This is a genomic window from Mobilicoccus caccae, from assembly GCF_030161635.1.
Taxonomy (GTDB): domain Bacteria; phylum Actinomycetota; class Actinomycetes; order Actinomycetales; family Dermatophilaceae; genus Mobilicoccus; species Mobilicoccus caccae.
Map to the genome: position 1 here is coordinate 1256074 of NZ_BSUO01000001.1, position 16979 is coordinate 1273052.

A 16979-nucleotide genomic window follows, 5' to 3' on the forward strand; every position below is an offset into this window, starting at 1 on the left:
TCCATGCGGACATCGTCATGAAGCCGTGACCGATGCGGCTCCCACCCGCTCGCCGCCGACGTGCGTGGACCCGCCGATAGGGTGGGCCGACACCGATCGCACGACGGAGGAGTACGGGACATGGAGCGGATCCGGGTGGCCGTCATCGGAGCGGCCGGACGCATGGGGAGCACCGTGTGCACGGCCGTCGAGGGCGCGGACGACCTCGACCTCGTCGCGCGGATCGACGTCGGCGACGAGCTCGCAGACCTGGGCGGCGCGGACGTCGCCGTGGACTTCTCGGTGCCGGACGCCTCGCCGGGCAACGTCGCGCACTGCATCTCGCGCGGGGTGCATGTCGTCGTGGGTGCCACGGGATGGGACGAGAGCAGGCTCGCCGCGGTGCGTGCCGACCTCGCGAAGACGCCGGACCTCGGCGTGCTCGTCGCGCCGAACTTCGCCCTGGGCGCGGTGCTGATGATGAAGTTCGCGCAGCAGGCCGCGAGGTTCTACGAGTCCGTCGAGATCGTCGAACTGCACCACCCGAACAAGGTGGACGCGCCGTCGGGAACGGCGGCCAACACCGCCCGCCTCATCGGCGAGGCCCGCGCCGACGCCGGCCTGCCGCCCATGCCCGACGCCACCGAGCAGGACCCCGACGGGGCGCGCGGGGCGCAGCTGCACGGCGTCCACGTCCACTCGGTGCGCCTGCGGGGCCTGGTGGCCCATCAGGAGGTGCTCCTCGGCGGTGAGGGCGAGATGCTGACGATCCGCCACGACTCGTTCGACCGCGTCGGGTTCATGCCCGGCGTCCTGACCGGCGTCCGCAAGGTCGCCGCGCACCCGGGGCTGACCGTCGGGCTCGAGCACTACCTCGATCTGGGCTGAGACCCCGCCCGCGTCACCGTGACTCGAGGCTGAGGTGGCGACCGCGCAGCAGCGTGGTCCGCCTGCCTCGGCGAGAGGTGGGCGACGTCATCTCGGCGATGATCCGTTCGTAGGCGTCCAGCATCGCCGAGAGCGACAGGCGGGAGAGGGCCTCCTGCCGCACCTGCCGGCGATCGAGCGCGAGAGCCTGCGGCACGGCCGCGGCGAGCGCGAGCGCCGGGTCGCCGCCCGGGCCGGGATCGGGAACCGCCACACCCCCGTGAGTGCCCACGACCTCGGGCAGGCCACCGCGGGCGAGGACGATGGCGGGGGTGCCGCACATCATCGCCTCGGCGGCCACGAGACCGAACGGCTCGTCCCACCGCGGCGTCACCAGGGCGGCGGCGCTGCGTCCCACGATGCGCCGGATGCGGTCGTGGGGCAGGTGCCCGAGGTGGCGGATCGCACCTCCGAGCAGCGGCTCGACGTCCTGGGCGTAGTGGGCGGCGTCGCTGACGGGCCCGATGATCGACAGCCGGCGGCCGGCACGCCGGGCGGCCCGGATGGCGATCGGCAGCCCCTTCTCGGGGGTGATGCGCCCGACCCACACGAGGCCGTCGCCGCCGGGACCCGCGACGAACGTGGTCTCGTCGATGCCGTTGGGGATCACGTCGATGTCGGGGATGGTCGTCCACATCCGCGCCATCGCCGCGCTGACCGCCACGAACCTACTGCCGGGCGCCGCCAGCGAGGCGCCGTGTTCGAGCCACGGCAGCGGAGGGGTGTGCAATGTCGTGAGCACGGGTGCGGGCAGCAGGGAACTGAGGGAGAGCGGCAGGTGATGCAGGCTGTGATTGAGCACGAGGTCGACATCGCGTCGCTGGGCGAGGTCGAGCGTCGCGACCGTGAACGCGTGGTGATCGGTGAGGAACTGCGGCGTCGGCAGGTGCGGGTCGTTGCGGGCGGTGACGCTGAGCTCCGGCGGCCCGGGGTAGGGGACGAGCTCGTCGGCCAGGTCCGGCGGTGTGCCCTGACCCGCGTACAGGCGCACCCGATGGCCGAGCCGTCGTAATCCGCCGACGATGGCCGAGACGATCGACTCCTGGCCGCCCGCGTAGGGCTCGCCGAGGTGGTTCCAGTTGGGGGCGAGGACGGTCAGCCTCATCTGCGGCCTCCGAACGCGTCGTGGGGAGCGAGGGCCGCCAGGGCGATCTCGCGGAAGCGGTCGAGCGATCCGGGGTCGAGGACCCCGCGGGAGATCAGCTCGCGCAGGCAGACCAGCCCGAGTCCGATCGAGCCGTAGGCGCCGCACGCGAGCAGGACGGCGCAGCGCAGGGTGTCCTCGGGAACCGCCCCGAGCGTGGTGAGGTCGCGGACGTAGAGCATGTCCGCCTCCACCAGGTGTCGGGAGTGGGCCTGCAGCGGGTCGTGCCACCCGATCGGCGCCAGGGGCCACGTGCGGCTCGTGACGAAGCAGTGGGGGACGAGGCCGGCCTCACGGAGGCGGAGGTCGACGTCGGCGAAGGTCGGCGCCCCCTCGTAGAGCCGGTGGAACCCGACCTCCACCTGAACGGCGAACACCGTCGCGAGCAGCCGGTCCGCCCCGTCCAGCACGGCCCGCTCGCTGCCCTGCACGTCGAGGGCGAGAAGATCGGCGCGCTCGAGCTCGGGGACGTCGTCGAGACGCACCGTGGCCACGGGCATCCGGTCGAGCACCTCGGCGAGGCGCGGGAAGTCGGTGAGCACGGCGAGTTGGGCGGCGTCGGGCTCGAACAGGGAGGAGAATCCGGCGGCGGCGCATCGACGCAGCTCGTGGGTGCCGCCGTCGCCGACGGCATGCCCGAGGTGCCGGGCATGCTCACCGGCGTGTTCCGCCAGGGCCGCGAGCGCCACGGGGTCGGGTTCGAAGCCGGTCACGCGCGCGAGCCCGGACTCCAGCAGCGCCGCGTAACAGGGCGGTTCGCCGACCAGCGGGCTCGCGCCGACGTCGACGACCTCGAGGAGTCGATCGGGGGCGACGAGCTCGGCGAGAGCGAGGAGGGCGTCGCCGGTGACCAGCGGGCCGAGGTGGTCGGTCATCGCGTCGTCGGCGGTCATGAGCGTTCCTTGTCGTGGGAGGTGCCGGTCGAGGCCGGCAGGGTGTCGGGGCGGCGCCATCCCCACTCGGCTTCGAGCCGCCCGTCGGGGCGGGGGCGCGGACGGCGGGATCGGGGCGGGGCGGCGGTATCGGCTCGCCGCGGGCCCGGTCCCGGGTGCGCTGGAGGATCAGGCCCGGATGATGCCGCGGCGCGTCGGCGCAGAGATCAGAGAGCGGCCGCAGCAGCCGCACCGGCCGGTCGAGACGTGCGCGAAAGCGCGCGCGGGCCAGGGAGATCGCGGGGGCCGGCCCGTGGGTCACGCGGGGATCGGAGGCAGGCCAGAGGCCGTCCCGCAAGACGGCGCCGTCGCGCAGCCAGACCTGCGCGTCCGTGCCCCGCACGAGGTCGGCGCAGGTGAGCAGGACGTCCACCGGGCGCAGACCCGTGTCCTCGAACTCGACGACGACGTCGGGGTGCTCCCAGAACAATCCGGGGTCGCGCGCACCGGGCACGGTCACCGTGCGCGCCACGCGCACCGTCTCGGCGTTGGCTCGCGCGAGGACGGCATCGGCGGTCGACGACGTGGCCGATGCCTCGTCCCGGCCGGCCGCGTCGGGGCCGTCGTGCCAGGCGAGCGCCGACGCCTCGTGCGCCAGGTCCGCGCCCGCGAGCCAGGCGCGCTGGGCGAACTCCCAGTCCTCCCCGCCGTATCCGACGAAGCTCTCGTCGAAGCCCCCGGTCACCTCGAACAGGTCGGGGGTGATGGCGAGGACGGCGCTGATGACGTACCGGTAGGACGTGTCGTCGGCCCGCCGCAGGTCGTCCGTGCGGGCGTACCCCTCCTCCAGCCAGGTGGTGTCCGCCAGGATGCGCGCGGGGTCGGGGGCGGCGACGAACTCGGCGACCTCGGCGGGGCTCAGACCGGTGAGGTCGGCGTAGCGGCGCCGGCCGACCACCAGGGCCCGCCGGTTTGGGGCGCCCGCGGCGACGCGCTCCAGCCTGGCGGCCATGCGCTCGATGTAATCGGGGCCGGGGATCGTGTCGCCGTCGAGGAACAGCAGGGCCTGCGGGGTCCCGCCGGCGAGGAGAGCGCGGGCGCCGAGGTTGCGGGCCGCGGCCGCGCGGAATCCCTGGTCCTCCTGCCGCACCACGTCCACGGGACAGGCGCGAACGCCGGGGTCGGGGGCGACCTGTGAGCCGTCGTCGGCGACGACGACCCGCACGTCCTCGACCCGCTCCAGGGCGCTGAGCACGCGATCGAGCCCCACGGGGTCCTCGTAGTGCACGACGACGACGCCGATCACGACCGCGCCCGAAGGAGTCGTGGCGAACCCGCGGCGGACCAGGTGTGGAGCACCCGGGCGAGCCGGGCTGCGACCTCGGTGGGGTCGGGGCCGACCTCGACCCCGCCCAGCCAGGTGAGCCCAGGGTCGGCCAACGCGGCGTGTGCCGCGGCGGCCAGGTCGGGGTGGGGGAGTCCGGGGCCGTAGCGGAACAGGGCTCCGGGGCAGCGTGATTCGAGCTCGTCGACGTACGCACCGGCGGGCACCAGCGGACGTCGGCCCGCGGCCAGCCAGGAGCCGATCGACCCCGAGGCCGACACGTGCACGTGCGGAGCGAGGGGCACCGCGGCCGCTCGCAACTGCGCGAGCACGGCGTCCTCGGGCACGTAACCCGTCGCGGTGAACTCGCGCCCGAGCGCCGTCGCCCGGGCTTGCAGGTCGGTGACGAGGTGCTCATGACCGGGTGAGACGGCACCGAGCGCGAGGACCCCCACGTCGGCGGGGAGCGAGGCCAGGGCCTCCACGGCCTGCTGGTGGCCCTTGCCGGGGTAGAGGTAGCCGAAGACCACCAACCGGCGCGGGCCGGTCGGGGATGTCGCGGGCGCGACGGACGCGACGGGGTCGAGCCGGTCGATCGGCAGCGGGACGACCTGGATCGGGCCCGAGGTCAGGCCCTCGGCCGTGAGGGCGTCGAGCAGCAGCGTGCGCTCGTGCTCGCTGCCCACGACGACTCCCCGCGCGACCGAGGCCATCCGTGCGTAGGCGGCTCGGCGCCGTTCGTGGCGCCCCGGACCGTCGGCCGGCTGAGGCAGGTCGTGGAGCATGAGAGAGACCGCCCCGGCTCGGGATTCGGCGAACTCGGCCACGATGTCGGCGCACTCGGTCGCCGTCGGAGCGAGGAGGTGGTCGGTGAGATGCAGGTGTACCAGCGGCGCCTCCGGGACGGCGGCCAGGGCCGTGGTCACCTGCGCCGGGGAGTCCACCCCGTCGGGGAGCACCCGATGCACGGCGTGCTCGGCCAGCGGCGCACGGGAGAGCAGGTCGAGCGCGTGCCGGGTCACCCCGTGCCGCTGCGGCCCGGGGACGACGTGCCGGACGCGGGTCATGAGGTGGCCTCGCCGGTGACCAGCCACGCGTCGGCCTCGGCGTCGTAGCGCGCGAGTCCGGCCTCGGCGAACGCGTCCAGCCAGCCCTCCATCGGGTGCCGACCCCAGCGCCGCTCGAAGATGTTCGCGTTGCGCACGATGTCGCTCAGATGCGCCACCGGCGGCCGCTGCGTCGGGTGGTGCTGATGGAAGGCGTCGGCGCCCCCAACCAGAAGAGCCGCCCGTCGCGGTCGCGCAGGCGCATCGCGAAGTCGGTGTCCTCCCCGCCGTACCCGACGTACTCCTCGCAGAAGCCGCCGATCCGGACGAAGTCACGCCGGGACAGGGCGAAGGACAGCGACCAGAAGAGGTCGAGATCCTCGGCCGGGACGACCTGGCCGGCAGCGGGTGCCGGACGCGCGGGGTGCGGGTCGGCGAGATCGGCCAGGCGGACGAGGTCGTAGCCGTCGTCGGGCGCGGGTGGCAGGTAGGTCACCGGCCCCGACCACACCGTCGGAGGGGCGCCGCAGTCCTGGTCACCGTCGTCACCGTCGACGGCGTCCTGCGCCTGCGTGGACGCCCGGACGTGATCGGCGTAGCAGGCCACGAGGTCGGGCCCGGGGATGCAGTCGACGTCGAGGAACACCAGGACGTCGCAACCGAGTTCGGCCGCGCGGTCGGCGCCTCGGTTGCGAGCGTGGGCCAGCGGCAGACCCTCCGGCGTCCCCTCGACGGCGATCACCTCGACGGCCAGGCCGGTGCCGGTGGAGGCGTCGGCGCAGACGGAGCCGACCTCGGGGTCGTCCATCGCGACGACGACGAGGCGCTCGGGCAGGTGTGTGCCGCGGGCGAGTCCGGCGATCAGGCCACGCAGATGGTCGTGGCGTCCGTGCACGAGCGTGACGACGGCGGTGTGTGCGGCCAGGCGCCGCCCGCGAGCTGCGGCCTCCAGGGCCGACGCGGCACGATGGGCGCCGTGGCCGTCCGACCACTGCGACCAGCGCTCACCACCCCGCTCGGCGGCGCGCTCCAGGACCGCCGGCCAGTCGATGCCCACCGCGCCCGAGGTGTCGGAGACATCGGAGCTGTTGACGGTCTCCGCGAGCTCGGCCCGACGCAGCGCCGCCACCGTGGCCGCCTGCTCGCCGTGCGGGCGGGGAGGGCGACGACGACCGCAGGACGACGAGCGGCGGCGACCTCGGCCACCGCGTTCTGCCCGGCGTGGGTGACGACGACGTCGGTGGCGCACAGGTGCTCCCACACCTGCTCGCGCGGGGCGCCGTGCTCCCACTGCCATCCCGGGGTGCTCGCCCGGGCCGCGGCCCAGGTGTGCTCGGGCCAGTCGCCACCACCATGGCCCCACAGCACGAAGGCCCGGCGGGGATCGGCCTGGCCGGCCGGGTGCGACCGAGGCTCGCTCGCCGCGCTCCGGCCGTCGAAGCGCGAGATGCCGCCCACGTGCACGGTCTTGTCGGCGGCGGGGAGCCCGGGCTCGGCGAGGTGCGCGGGCCAGGGGGCCAGGAGGACGCGGGCCACGTCGTAGGCCAGGCGGTGGGGTAGATCGGTGCGCTCCCCCGCATCGCGGTGACCGCCACGGGGATCCCCAGCAGGCGCGCGAGCAGGGTCACCTCCACCGAGACGTCGACGAGGAGCAGCGCGAGGTCGGCCTCGCCGAGGGCGGCGGCCAGGAGCCGCATCCGGCGCGGGTAGGGGTGGTCGCCCACGGGCGCCCAGTGCAGGACGCCGCCGGCGCGGGGGTCGGCGTCGTCACCGGCGGGCGACGCGTCGTCGGGGAGGACGACCCACCGACCGGGCCAGTCCGGCGGGGCGGGCAGGGTCGAGAAGCCCACGACCGGGCTCGTGCACGCCCGGGCGATCTCCAGGGCGCGGGTCAGGTGGCCCGAACCGTGGTGATGGACGTAGAAACCGATGGCCGTGCTCACACGCGGATCCCGGCGAGCACCTCGGCGTAGAGGGCGGCGTGCAGGTCGCGGACCTCGTCCCGTTCGCGTCGGCGGGTGGTCGGCGAGGGGCGAGCCGGGCGGACCCCGCGGCGGTGCTCGGCGTGCGCCCGCACGAGTTCGGCCGTGAGCGACGCGTTGCCGGTGTAGGCGCGGACCGGACGCTGGGAGGTCAGGTGGCCGACGTCGGCGGCGAGCACGTCGGTGCCGAGGTCGTGGCACATCTCGAGCCACCCCGAGTGAGTGGCGTGGCGATAGGGAAGCAGCGCCAGGTCGGTCTCGAGGAGGTCGGCCCACAGCTCCGCGTCGCTCAGGGGGCCGTGGACCCGAACGTCCACCGCGTCGTCGGCGCGCATCAGCTCCGGCAGGCGTGTGTCGTGGCGGGGATGCGTGGGGTCCAGGACGTCCTCGTGGACGTGCAGGCGCAGGACGCCTCCGGGCAGGTCGCGGATCACCCGCGCGGCGGCCAGGATCGCCCCGACGTCGAGGGAGGCGCGCACCGACTTGGCGTGGACACCGGCCACCCAGCCCTCGTGCGCCGGCCGCGGACGGTCGAGCCAGTCCTCGGCCACGACGTGCGGGTGGGGATGGACGTGCGCGGCACGGCCCCAGCGGCGCTGGATCTCGGCCGCCGCGCCGGTGGTGAGCGTGGTGAGCGCATCGGCGGCGGGGATGACGACGTCGAGGAGGGCGTCGTACGCCCGCGACGGGCCGAGATGAGGATTGATGAGGTCGTGGACGGTGACGACGAGGGCGATGTGTGCGCGGCGCAGGGCCTGCGTCCAGGCGTGCAGCTCGTCCGGCGAGCGGTGTTCGAACCCGAAGTGGAGGTGGACGACGTCGGCGCGGGTCGTGGCGGGCCAGTCGGGCTCCAGCGCCGGGTGCGGCCACCAGCGCCCGGCGGGTGCGCCCGGGACCGGGGGATCGGGGAGTGTGGACACAGCGCGGTGCGTCACGGAAGCGGCGTAGGGGTGGGCCGCCGGGATGTGCTGTACGCAGGTGGTGGCGAGCGTCCGGGCGAGCACCGACGCGACCTCCGTGGATTCCGTGCCTCAGGGAGGCGAGGCCGGGGAGGCCCACGGGTCTGGGGCCATGGCCTGAGCACAACTTAGTGCCCCCGGGGTGGGGCGCGAACGCAGCGCGGAACCGCTTCAGGCCGTAACGGATTCGCCCTGCCGGGCCCCCGCGAGGAGCCACATCGACACGAGGGCGGCAGCGGCCAGGAGCCCGTAGACCGCGCCGACGCCGGGAAAGTGCAGGACCCCCATGACCAGGCCCGCGGCCGCGGCCCCCAGGGCGCCCACCAGCGAGGTCACCGCGTCGGTGAATCCCTGCGCCTCCACGCGCTGCGTCGGGGGAGAGCGGCGGTCAGCATCGTCGCGCCCGCGACGGTGGCGGCCGACCATCCGAGGCCGAGCAGGACGAGACCGAGGGTCACCAGCGGCACGTACTGCGCGCCCAGACCCGCGAGGGCCACGGAGACGAGGACGGCGACGAGCCCGCCCGCCGTGACCAGCCGCGGCCCCAGCCGGTCGGTGAGCATCCCCATGACGGGCGAGAGGGCGTACATGCCGGCGATGTGCAACGAGATGGTGATGCCGATGATCGTCAGGGTGTCGGCCTCGGGATGCCCGTGCATGCGGTGGGCCAGGTGCAGGGGAGTCATCGACATGACGCCGACCATGGCGACGTGGGCGCCGACCATGCCGATGACCGCGGCGAGGGAGACCCGGTGGGAGGCGACGATGCGCGCCCCCGCCGCCCACGACGTCGAGGCCCGCGTCGGCGGCGCGGAGCCGTCGATCGCCCGGCGCACCAGGAGCGGGTCGGGGCGCAGCGCCACGAGGATGACGCCCCCACCGATGACCATGCCGATCGCGGAGATGAGGAACGCCCCGGCGTACGGCGGCAACCCCAGCGGAGCGGCCAGCAACGCGCCGGGGCCGACGGTGTTGGGTCCGATGACCGCACCGACCGTGATCGCCCAGACGACCAACGACAGGTCGCGGCCCCGGTGGGCCGGCTCGGACAGGTCGGTGGCGGCGAAGCGCGCCTGGAGGTTGACGGCCGTCGCGACGCCGACGAGCAGTGAGCCGAGGACGAGCAGGGCGAAGGAGGACAGGACGACGGCCGCGACCATGGCGAAGGTGCCCACGATGGCCGCGACCAGCCCGCTGCCGAGCGCCACCCGGCGTCCGTGGGTCATGGCCAGGCGGGCCAGGGGGACGGCGCTGAGGGCGGCGCCCAACCCCAGGGCGGTCGTCGAGGCGCCCGCCCACGACTCGTCACCGGAGAGCTCCACCGCCAGGACCGATCCCAGGGCGAGGGTCGAACCGTTGCCGAGGGAGGAGAACACCTGCGCCAGCGGGAGGACGACGAGCGTGCGTCGTTGGACGGCGGCCTTGTCGGCGACGCCCCGGGACGTCGCGGGAGTCGGGGGAGTCTCGGGGGTGTCGGGAGGAGGTTGTGGAGTCACCGCGGGCACGTCGGCCATCGTGCCACCCCCGGGCCGCGCCGGCGTCACCTCGGGCGATTCCCGCGGGCGGACACGACTCGGGCCGGCCTGCACTCGGCAGGCCGGCCCGGGATCGTCAGCAGCAGCGGGACTTCGGATTGCGGTCCATCTCGGCGTACTTGTCACGCCAGAACTGCTTCTCCGAGGGGATCTCCGCATCGGGATGGGTGCGGCGCAGATGGGCGACGTAGCGCTCGTAGGCGTCCGCACCGGTGATGCCGCGGAAGTACCAGCGCAGGACACCCGCGGTACGCCGGGCCGATGACAGGACCTCGTTCATCGCTCCATCATCCTCCTGTTCGGCCGATACGGACAGCCCCGGTCACAAACGGTCCTGGTCGAACGCGTCAATGCGTGCGTCCCACCGGGGTCGGATCCAGACCCGCTTCCTTCCACTCGGCCAGGACCTCCTTCTCGAGCTTGGTGGCGACGAAACTGCTCGGCGCGAAGATCTGCGACGGAGGAGCGTCGTGCTCGCTCACCGGGGCGCCACCCGCACGCAGCGTGCGCACGACGACGGTCATCGCCGCGATGAACACCACGAGCACGAGGACCGCGTACACGATCGACAGGGTTCCCTGGACCGCCGTGTTGCGGACGACGGCCTCGACGGCCTCGGTCGTCTTGGCCTGCTGGAACGTGGTCTGTCCGGAGGCCAGCGCGGCCTTGGCCTGGTTGTGGATCGTCCAGTACCCGATCTTGGGGTCGGGGCTGAAGATCTTCTGCCAGGATGCCGTCATCGTCACGATGAGCACGAAGAACAACGGCAGACCCGGGATCCACGCCCACTTCAGGCCGACCTTCTTGACCGTGACCGCGAACACCACGCACAACGCGATGACCGCGAGCAACTGGTTGGCGATGCCGAACAGCGGGAACAGCATGTTGATGCCGCCGAGCGGGTCGGTGACGCCCATGTAGAGGATGCTGCCCCAGGCCAGGACCATCACCGAGGTCGACACCCAGGCGCCCACGCGCCAGCTCGGGTCCTTGAAGGCGCCCAGGCCGCGCACGTTGCCGATCGCGTCGGAGAACATGAACCGCGCGACGCGGGTACCGGCGTCGATGGTGGTGAGGATGAACAGCGCCTCGAAGAGGATCGCGAAGTGGTACCAGAACGCCTTGTCACCGAGAAGGTTGAGGATCGGCGTGCGGTGCATGACCTCCGACATGCCGAACGCGAGGGTCGGCGCGCCACCGGTGCGCGAGATGATCGATCCCTCACCGACGTCGTTCGCGGCCTGCGCGTAGACCCCCGGGTCGATCGGCGGCAGGGGGTTACCGGCCCCGTTGACCAGGTTGAGCCCGTTGGTGTAAGCCGCGGCCGTCTCCGGGGTGCCACCGGTGACACCGGCGGGGGCGTTCATCGCGAAGTAGACGTGCTGGTCGATGACGCAGGCCGCGACCAGCGCCATGATGGCGACGAAGCTCTCGGTGAGCATGCCGCCGTACCCGATCATGCGGGCCTGGCGCTCCTTCTCGATGAGCTTGGGTGTCGTACCCGAGGCGATGAGCGCATGGAAGCCGGAGATCGCTCCGCAGGCGATGGTGATGAACAGGAACGGGAAGAGACTGCCTGCGAACGCCGGTCCCGTGCCGTCGATGGCGAAGTGCGTGACGGCCGGCATCTGCAGGTCGGGGCGGACGATGAGGATCGCCACCGCGAGCATGACGATCGTGCCGACCTTCATGAACGTCGACAGGTAGTCACGCGGGGCGAGCAGGAGCCACACCGGCAGCACCGCGGCGCAGAAGCCGTAGACCGCGAGCGCGATGGCCAGGGTCGGCCTGTCGAGGATGAAGATGTGACCCCAGTCGCTCTGGGAGACCCAGCGTCCGCTGACGATGGCGGCCAGCAGGAGCACCACGCCGATGGCGGAGACCTCGGAGACCTTGCCGGGGCGCAGGTAGCGCAGGTAGACACCCATGAAGATGGCGATCGGGATCGTCATCGCCACGGCCCACACGGCCCAGGAGCTCTCGGCGAGCGCGCCGATCATGACGACACCGAGCACGGCGATGAGGATGATCATGATCGTCAGCACGCCGAGGATGGCGGCCCAACCGCCGACCATGCCGAGTTCGTCGCGGGCCATCTGACCCAGGGTGCGGCCGCGGCGACGGATCGACAGGTGCAGGACCATGTAGTCCTGGACCGCGCCGGCGAGGATGACGCCGAGGATGATCCACAGGGTGCCGGGCAGGTAACCCATCTGGGCCGCGAGCACGGGGCCGACCAGGGGGCCGGCTCCGGAGATCGCCGCGAAGTGGTGACCGTAGAGCACCCGACGGTCGGTCGGCATGAAGTCCTTGCCGTTGTCGAGCTCTTCGGCCGGCGTCATCCGGGTGTCGTCGGGCCGGTGGATCTTGACCTCGATCAACTTGGCGTAGAAACGCAGGGCGATGAGGTAGCTGCCGACCGCGGCGAGGACGATCCACATCGAGCTGACGTGTTCACCACGGGCCGTGGCGATCATCACCCACCCGATCGCGGCGATGACGGCGATGACGGCGAAGGTGATCCGCGCCCGTCCGCTCATCCGGGGCGGTTCGACCACGGCGACGGGTGGCCGATCCGGGTCTGTGCGTAGCTTCCGTGCGTCACTCTCTGTCGCTGTGGACATGAGGGCTCCTGTGGGGTCGACAGGGACCATCCGGGCGTGGTCCGACTGCGGCACCATAAGACCTGTGGGCCCTGTGCGGGAGGAACGCGCCGGTCAAGGGCGTGTGAGATCGCCCGGCGGTCGATCGCTGCGATCGGAGGTGCCTTCGGCGGGACGAGTCTCGCGGTCGGGAGGTGACCCGTCTCAGGTGCCGTCTACGCGCCGGTAGGTGACGAAGGCGAAGGCGGCCCGGTCGTCGCGGGAGACCTCGGTCCAGGTCGAGGGGTCGACCTCCGGAAAGCGCACCTCTCCCTCGGCCGGGGCGTCGACCTCGGTGAGTTCGAGGCGGGTGGCCCGCGGCATGACGGCGGCGTAGATCTGACCGCCGCCGAGCACCATGACGGACTCTCCTCCCGGCAGCCCGGCGGCGACCCGCAACGCCTCCTCGACGTCGTGGGCCACGTGGGCCCCCTCGGTCGACCACTCCCGGTCGAGGGTGAGCACCACGGTCTCCCGGCCGGGCAACAAGCGCCCGATCGCGTCGTAGGTGGCCCGGCCCATGACGAGCGGATGACCCGTCGTGAGCCGCTTGAACCGCCGCAGGTCCTCCCGCAGATGCCACGGCTGATCCGTGCCGTCACCGATCACCCCGTTGGCGGCCACCATCGCGACGAGCACGACCTCGCCGGGTTCGTTCTCGCCGGGTTCGGTGGCGTCGGGTCGTGCCGGGTCGAGTTCGTCCGACGGCACGGGTCAGACCGCGATCGGGGCGGAGATGGCCGGGTGAGGGTCGTAGCCCTCGAGGGAGATGTCGGCCAGGGTGAAGGCGTCGATGCGGTCGACCTCGGGGGACAGGTGCAGCGTCGGCAGCGGGCGCGGGGTGCGGGACAACTGCTCACGCGCCTGGTCGAGGTGGTTGAGGTAGAGGTGGGCGTCGCCGATCGTGTGCACGAAGTCACCGACCTGCAGGTCGGTGACCTGCGCGATCATGTGGGTGAGCAGCGCGTAGGAGGCGATGTTGAAGGGCACTCCGAGGAAGGTGTCGGCGCTGCGCTGGTACAGCTGACACGACAGTCGGCCGTCGGCGACGTAGAACTGGAAGAGGGCGTGGCAGGGCGGCAGGGCCATGTCGTCGACGTCGGCCACGTTCCAGGCCGACACGATGTGCCGGCGGCTCTCGGGCCGCTCGCGGATGGAGCGGATGACGCCGGCGATCTGATCGACCGTGCGACCGTCGGGCGTCGGCCACGACCGCCACTGATGCCCGTACACCGGCCCGAGGTCGCCCGCCTCGTCGGCCCACTCGTCCCAGATCGTGATGCGGTTCTCGTGCAGCCACGCGATGTTGGTGTCGCCGCGCAGGAACCACAACAGCTCACCGAACACCGAGCGCAGGTGGACCTTCTTGGTGGTGACGACCGGGAATCCCTCGGCGAGGTCGAAGCGCATCTGGTGCCCGAACACCGAGAGCGTGCCCGTTCCGGTGCGGTCACCCCGCTCGACGCCGTCGGTGAGGATGCGCGAGAGGAGGTCGAGGTATGCCTGCATGGGACCAACGTAACCGCCGCCGCCGACAACCCTTTCGGTGTGACCCGCGTCACCTCCTGCGTCGGGGTGTAACACCTGGCCGAGTGAGGGCGATGTCTTCATCGAACGCGGCGCTACTCGAACCCCCGAGCGAGTAGCGCCGTGTTCTTGTCTGCCGGCTCTGTCGGGTTCTCCGTCGACGGGCTCGACGGCTACGGCGGTCGGGCACGCGGGTCGCCCGGGTGAGCCGGGTCGCGCGGCACAGGCGGGGGTCGTCGGTGCGGGGCGCTACGGTGTGTGCCATGTCCACACCTGTCTTCGGCCGCGTTCTGACGGCCATGGTCTCCCCGATGAAGCAGGACGGCTCGCTCGACCTCGACGTCGCCGCCCGCCTCGCCACCTACCTGGTGGACCAGGGCAACGAGGGGCTCGTCGTGAACGGCACCACGGGTGAGTCCTCGACGACGACCGACGAGGAGAAGTCGCAGCTCATCGAGGTCGTGCTGGACGCCGTCGGCGACCGCGCACACATCGTGGCCGGCGTCGGCACCAACGACACGAGTCACACCATCCACCTTGCGCGCGAGGCCGCGGCGCGGGGTGCGCACGGCCAACTGGTCGTCACGCCGTACTACAACAAGCCGCCGCAGGCCGGCCTGCTCGCGCACTTCCGCGCGGTGGCGGACGCGACCGATCTCCCGGTCATGCTCTACGACATCCCGGGGCGCTCCGGCGTCCCGATCGCCACCGAGACCCTCATCGCGCTCGCCGAGCACCCTCGCATCGTGGCGGTCAAGGACGCCAAGTCCGATTTCTGGGCGTCGACGCACGTCATGCGAGCCGCCGATCTGACCTGGTACTCCGGCAACGACGGCGAGACCCTCCCGCACATGGCGCAGGGGGCCGTCGGGGTCGTCGGTGTCACCACCCATGCCGCGCCGGCCCGGTTCGCCGAGCTGGTCGCGGCAGCCGCCGCAGGCGACTTCGCCGCGGCCCGATCCGTACACATCGACCTCGTGCCGGCCGTCGACGCCGTCATGGGCATCACCCAGGGAGCGATGGCCGCCAAGGCCGCTCTGGTCGAGCAGGGCGTCCTGTCCTGCGCGACCGTCCGATCCCCGCTCGTGGAGATGTCCGACGACGAACTCACGCGGCTGCGCGCAGGACTGAAGGAGTCTGGACTTCTGTGAGCAACCAGCACCTCGAACTACCCACCCCCGGCCCGCTCGAACCGGGCGCCGTGCGCGTCGTCGCCCTCGGCGGGCTCGGTGAGGTCGGGCGCAACATGACGGTGATCGAGTACGACGGGCGTCTGCTCATCGTCGACTGCGGGGTCCTGTTCCCCGAGGACCACCAGCCCGGCGTCGATCTCATCCTGCCCGACTTCTCCTACATCGAGGACCGGCTGGAGGACGTCGAGGCCATCGTCCTCACCCACGGGCACGAGGACCACATCGGCGCGGTGCCCTACCTGCTGCGTCTCAAGGGCGACATTCCGCTGCTCGGCTCGACGCTGACGTTGGCGCTGGTGGAGGCCAAGCTCAAGGAACACCGCATCAAGCCGTACACGATGGCGGTCACCGAGGGGCAGCGCGAGCGGCTGGGCGCCTTCGACCTGGAGTTCATCGCCGTCAACCACTCGATCCCCGACGCCCTCGCGGTCGCCATCCGCACCGGCGGTGGTCTGCTGCTGCACACCGGCGACTTCAAGATGGACCAGTTGCCGCTCGACCGGCGCCTGACCGACCTGCGTGCCTTTGCGCGTCTGGGCGAGGAGGGCGTCGACCTCTTCCTCACCGACTCCACCAACGCCGAGGTCCCGGGGTTCACCACGCCCGAGAAGGACATCTTCCCGGCCATCGAGCGCGTCTTCGCCAAGGCCCAGCGCCGCATCATCGTCGCGTGCTTCTCCTCGCACGTGCACCGGGTCCAGCAGGTGCTCGACGCCGCGGCGGAGTACGGCCGCAAGGTCGCGATCGTCGGTCGCTCCATGGTGCGCAACATGGGCATCGCCGAGGATCTCGGCTACCTGCACGTGCCGCCGGGCGTGGTCGTCGACTTCAAGAAGCTGGGCGACTACCCCGAGGAGAAGCAAGTCCTCATCTGCACCGGATCCCAGGGCGAGCCGATGGCCGCGTTGGCGCGGATGGCCAACCGCGATCACAAGATCGAGGTCGGCGAGGGCGACACGGTGCTGCTGGCCAGCTCGCTCATCCCCGGCAACGAGAACGCCGTCTACCGGGTCATTAACGGGCTCATGCGCCTCGGCGCCGACGTCGTGCACAAGGGCAACGCCAAGGTGCACGTCTCCGGCCACGCCAGCGCCGGTGAACTCCTCTACTGCTACAACATCGTCCAGCCGACCAACGTCATGCCGGTGCACGGCGAGTGGCGGCACCTCGTGGCCAACGGGCGCCTCGCCGAGCAGACCGGGGTGCCCAAGGACCGGGTCGTCCTCGCCGAGGACGGGGTGGTGGTCGACCTCGTCGACGGCATCGCCTCGATCGCCGGTGCCGTGGACTGCGGGTACGTCTACGTCGACGGCTCCTCGGTCGGTGGCACCACCGAGGCGCTGCTCAAGGACCGCCGCATCCTGCGTGACGAGGGTTTCGTCACCGTGGTCGTCGCGGTCGACATGACGAACGGGCGGGTGACCTCGGGGCCGGAGATCCTGGCCCGCGGTTTCGCCGAGGACGTCGTCGTCTTCGAGAACGTCGCCCCGCAGATCAAGGACGCACTGGAGCAGGCGACCGCCAAGGGCGTCGCCGACAGCCATCAGCTCCAGCAGGTGATCCGCCGCACCGTCGGCAGTTACGTCGGGGGCAAGCTCCGGCGTCGGCCGATGATCATCCCCGTGGTGATCGAGGCGTGACCCGCGCCCGTCGAGGGTTCCGCGCCCGCGGCGCGCTCGCCCGGGCGGGGTGTCGTCGTGATCCTGCGGTGCGTTCTCGCCTAGTCTGCCACCGTGGCCACTCGTAACACGTCGTCCTCGCGCCGTCCCGGTCCCCGGGGCGGCGGGACGACGCGTGCCGGCTCCGGCCGCCCGGCCGCCCGCAGCGGTGGTCGCCCGGCCTCGGGTCG

At 72.3% G+C, this 16979-nt stretch carries 16 protein-coding genes and 1 pseudogene; 3 read left to right on the plus strand and 14 right to left on the minus strand.

What is annotated here, in order from left to right:
• Positions 1–120: 120 nt before the first annotated feature.
• Complete coding sequence (gene dapB, locus QQK49_RS06105) at positions 121–867, plus strand: 4-hydroxy-tetrahydrodipicolinate reductase (RefSeq protein ID WP_284303169.1); 747 nt, start codon at positions 121–123, stop codon at positions 865–867.
• Between the two features lie 13 nt (positions 868–880).
• Here dapB and QQK49_RS06110 read toward each other — a convergent pair whose 3' ends face one another.
• The 14 genes and pseudogenes from QQK49_RS06110 to QQK49_RS06170 form a co-directional block, all read right to left on the minus strand.
• Positions 881–2011, minus strand: a complete 1131-nt coding sequence (locus QQK49_RS06110) for a glycosyltransferase (protein WP_284303170.1) — start codon at positions 2009–2011, stop codon at positions 881–883.
• Positions 2008–2817: an FkbM family methyltransferase gene (locus QQK49_RS06115; RefSeq protein ID WP_284305835.1), complete on the minus strand. Its 810-nt coding sequence runs from the start codon at positions 2815–2817 to the stop codon at positions 2008–2010. The genes QQK49_RS06110 and QQK49_RS06115 overlap by 4 nt, the downstream gene beginning before the upstream one ends.
• A complete protein-coding gene (locus QQK49_RS06120) occupies positions 2705–4228 on the minus strand; it encodes a galactosyltransferase-related protein (RefSeq protein ID WP_284303171.1) in 1524 nt (507 codons plus the stop codon). The genes QQK49_RS06115 and QQK49_RS06120 overlap by 113 nt, the downstream gene beginning before the upstream one ends.
• Entirely contained in the window at positions 4225–5313 is a 1089-nt protein-coding gene (locus tag QQK49_RS06125; RefSeq protein ID WP_284303172.1) for a glycosyltransferase family protein, read from the minus strand. Before QQK49_RS06125 ends, QQK49_RS06120 begins: the two co-directional genes overlap by 4 nt.
• Positions 5310–5471 carry a hypothetical protein gene (locus QQK49_RS06130; RefSeq protein ID WP_284303173.1) on the minus strand — a complete coding sequence of 54 codons (162 nt, stop codon included), beginning with the start codon at positions 5469–5471 and terminating at the stop codon, positions 5310–5312. The genes QQK49_RS06125 and QQK49_RS06130 overlap by 4 nt, the downstream gene beginning before the upstream one ends.
• Positions 5459–6421, minus strand: coding sequence for a glycosyltransferase family 2 protein (locus QQK49_RS06135; protein ID WP_284303174.1), 963 nt, complete (start codon positions 6419–6421; stop codon positions 5459–5461). The genes QQK49_RS06130 and QQK49_RS06135 overlap by 13 nt, the downstream gene beginning before the upstream one ends.
• A 68-nt stretch (positions 6422–6489) precedes the next feature.
• Positions 6490–6828 (minus strand): annotated as a pseudogene (locus QQK49_RS22635) (glycosyltransferase); the annotation flags it as partial.
• A gap of 403 nt (positions 6829–7231) precedes the next feature.
• Positions 7232–8278, minus strand: coding sequence for a glycosyltransferase family 1 protein (locus QQK49_RS06140; RefSeq protein ID WP_284303175.1), 1047 nt, complete (start codon positions 8276–8278; stop codon positions 7232–7234).
• A gap of 126 nt (positions 8279–8404) precedes the next feature.
• Entirely contained in the window at positions 8405–8596 is a 192-nt protein-coding gene (locus QQK49_RS06145; RefSeq protein WP_284303176.1) for a hypothetical protein, read from the minus strand.
• Positions 8566–9747: an MFS transporter gene (locus tag QQK49_RS06150; RefSeq protein WP_284303177.1), complete on the minus strand. Its 1182-nt coding sequence runs from the start codon at positions 9745–9747 to the stop codon at positions 8566–8568. Before QQK49_RS06150 ends, QQK49_RS06145 begins: the two co-directional genes overlap by 31 nt.
• Positions 9748–9844: 97 nt before the next feature.
• Positions 9845–10048, minus strand: coding sequence for a YbdD/YjiX family protein (locus QQK49_RS06155; protein ID WP_284303178.1), 204 nt, complete (start codon positions 10046–10048; stop codon positions 9845–9847).
• 67 nt (positions 10049–10115) lie between these two features.
• Entirely contained in the window at positions 10116–12392 is a 2277-nt protein-coding gene (locus tag QQK49_RS06160) for a carbon starvation CstA family protein (RefSeq protein ID WP_284303179.1), read from the minus strand.
• A gap of 183 nt (positions 12393–12575) precedes the next feature.
• The gene (locus QQK49_RS06165; RefSeq protein ID WP_284303180.1) at positions 12576–13121 is read right to left on the minus strand and encodes a dihydrofolate reductase; all 546 of its coding nucleotides are present in this window, start codon (positions 13119–13121) and stop codon (positions 12576–12578) included.
• Positions 13122–13124: 3 nt separating this feature from the next.
• Positions 13125–13919, minus strand: a complete 795-nt coding sequence (locus tag QQK49_RS06170; RefSeq protein ID WP_284303181.1) for a thymidylate synthase — start codon at positions 13917–13919, stop codon at positions 13125–13127.
• Between the two features lie 281 nt (positions 13920–14200).
• Here QQK49_RS06170 and dapA point away from each other — a divergent pair, with 281 nt between their 5' ends.
• Positions 14201–15088: a 4-hydroxy-tetrahydrodipicolinate synthase gene (gene dapA, locus QQK49_RS06175; RefSeq protein WP_284303182.1), complete on the plus strand. Its 888-nt coding sequence runs from the start codon at positions 14201–14203 to the stop codon at positions 15086–15088.
• Positions 15085–16770 carry a ribonuclease J gene (locus tag QQK49_RS06180; RefSeq protein ID WP_284303183.1) on the plus strand — a complete coding sequence of 562 codons (1686 nt, stop codon included), beginning with the start codon at positions 15085–15087 and terminating at the stop codon, positions 16768–16770. Before dapA ends, QQK49_RS06180 begins: the two co-directional genes overlap by 4 nt.
• Positions 16771–16979: the final 209 nt, after the last annotated feature.

Coding starts and splice junctions, on each gene's coding strand:
- dapB (WP_284303169.1), top strand. CDS start 121: ATGGAGCGGATCCGGGTGGCCGTCATCGGAGCGGCCGGACGCATGGGG.
- QQK49_RS06110 (WP_284303170.1), bottom strand. CDS start 2,011: ATGAGGCTGACCGTCCTCGCCCCCAACTGGAACCACCTCGGCGAGCCC.
- QQK49_RS06125 (WP_284303172.1), bottom strand. CDS start 5,313: ATGACCCGCGTCCGGCACGTCGTCCCCGGGCCGCAGCGGCACGGGGTG.
- QQK49_RS06150 (WP_284303177.1), bottom strand. CDS start 9,747: ATGGCCGACGTGCCCGCGGTGACTCCACAACCTCCTCCCGACACCCCC.
- QQK49_RS06155 (WP_284303178.1), bottom strand. CDS start 10,048: ATGAACGAGGTCCTGTCATCGGCCCGGCGTACCGCGGGTGTCCTGCGC.
- QQK49_RS06160 (WP_284303179.1), bottom strand. CDS start 12,392: ATGTCCACAGCGACAGAGAGTGACGCACGGAAGCTACGCACAGACCCG.
- QQK49_RS06170 (WP_284303181.1), bottom strand. CDS start 13,919: ATGCAGGCATACCTCGACCTCCTCTCGCGCATCCTCACCGACGGCGTC.
- dapA (WP_284303182.1), top strand. CDS start 14,201: ATGTCCACACCTGTCTTCGGCCGCGTTCTGACGGCCATGGTCTCCCCG.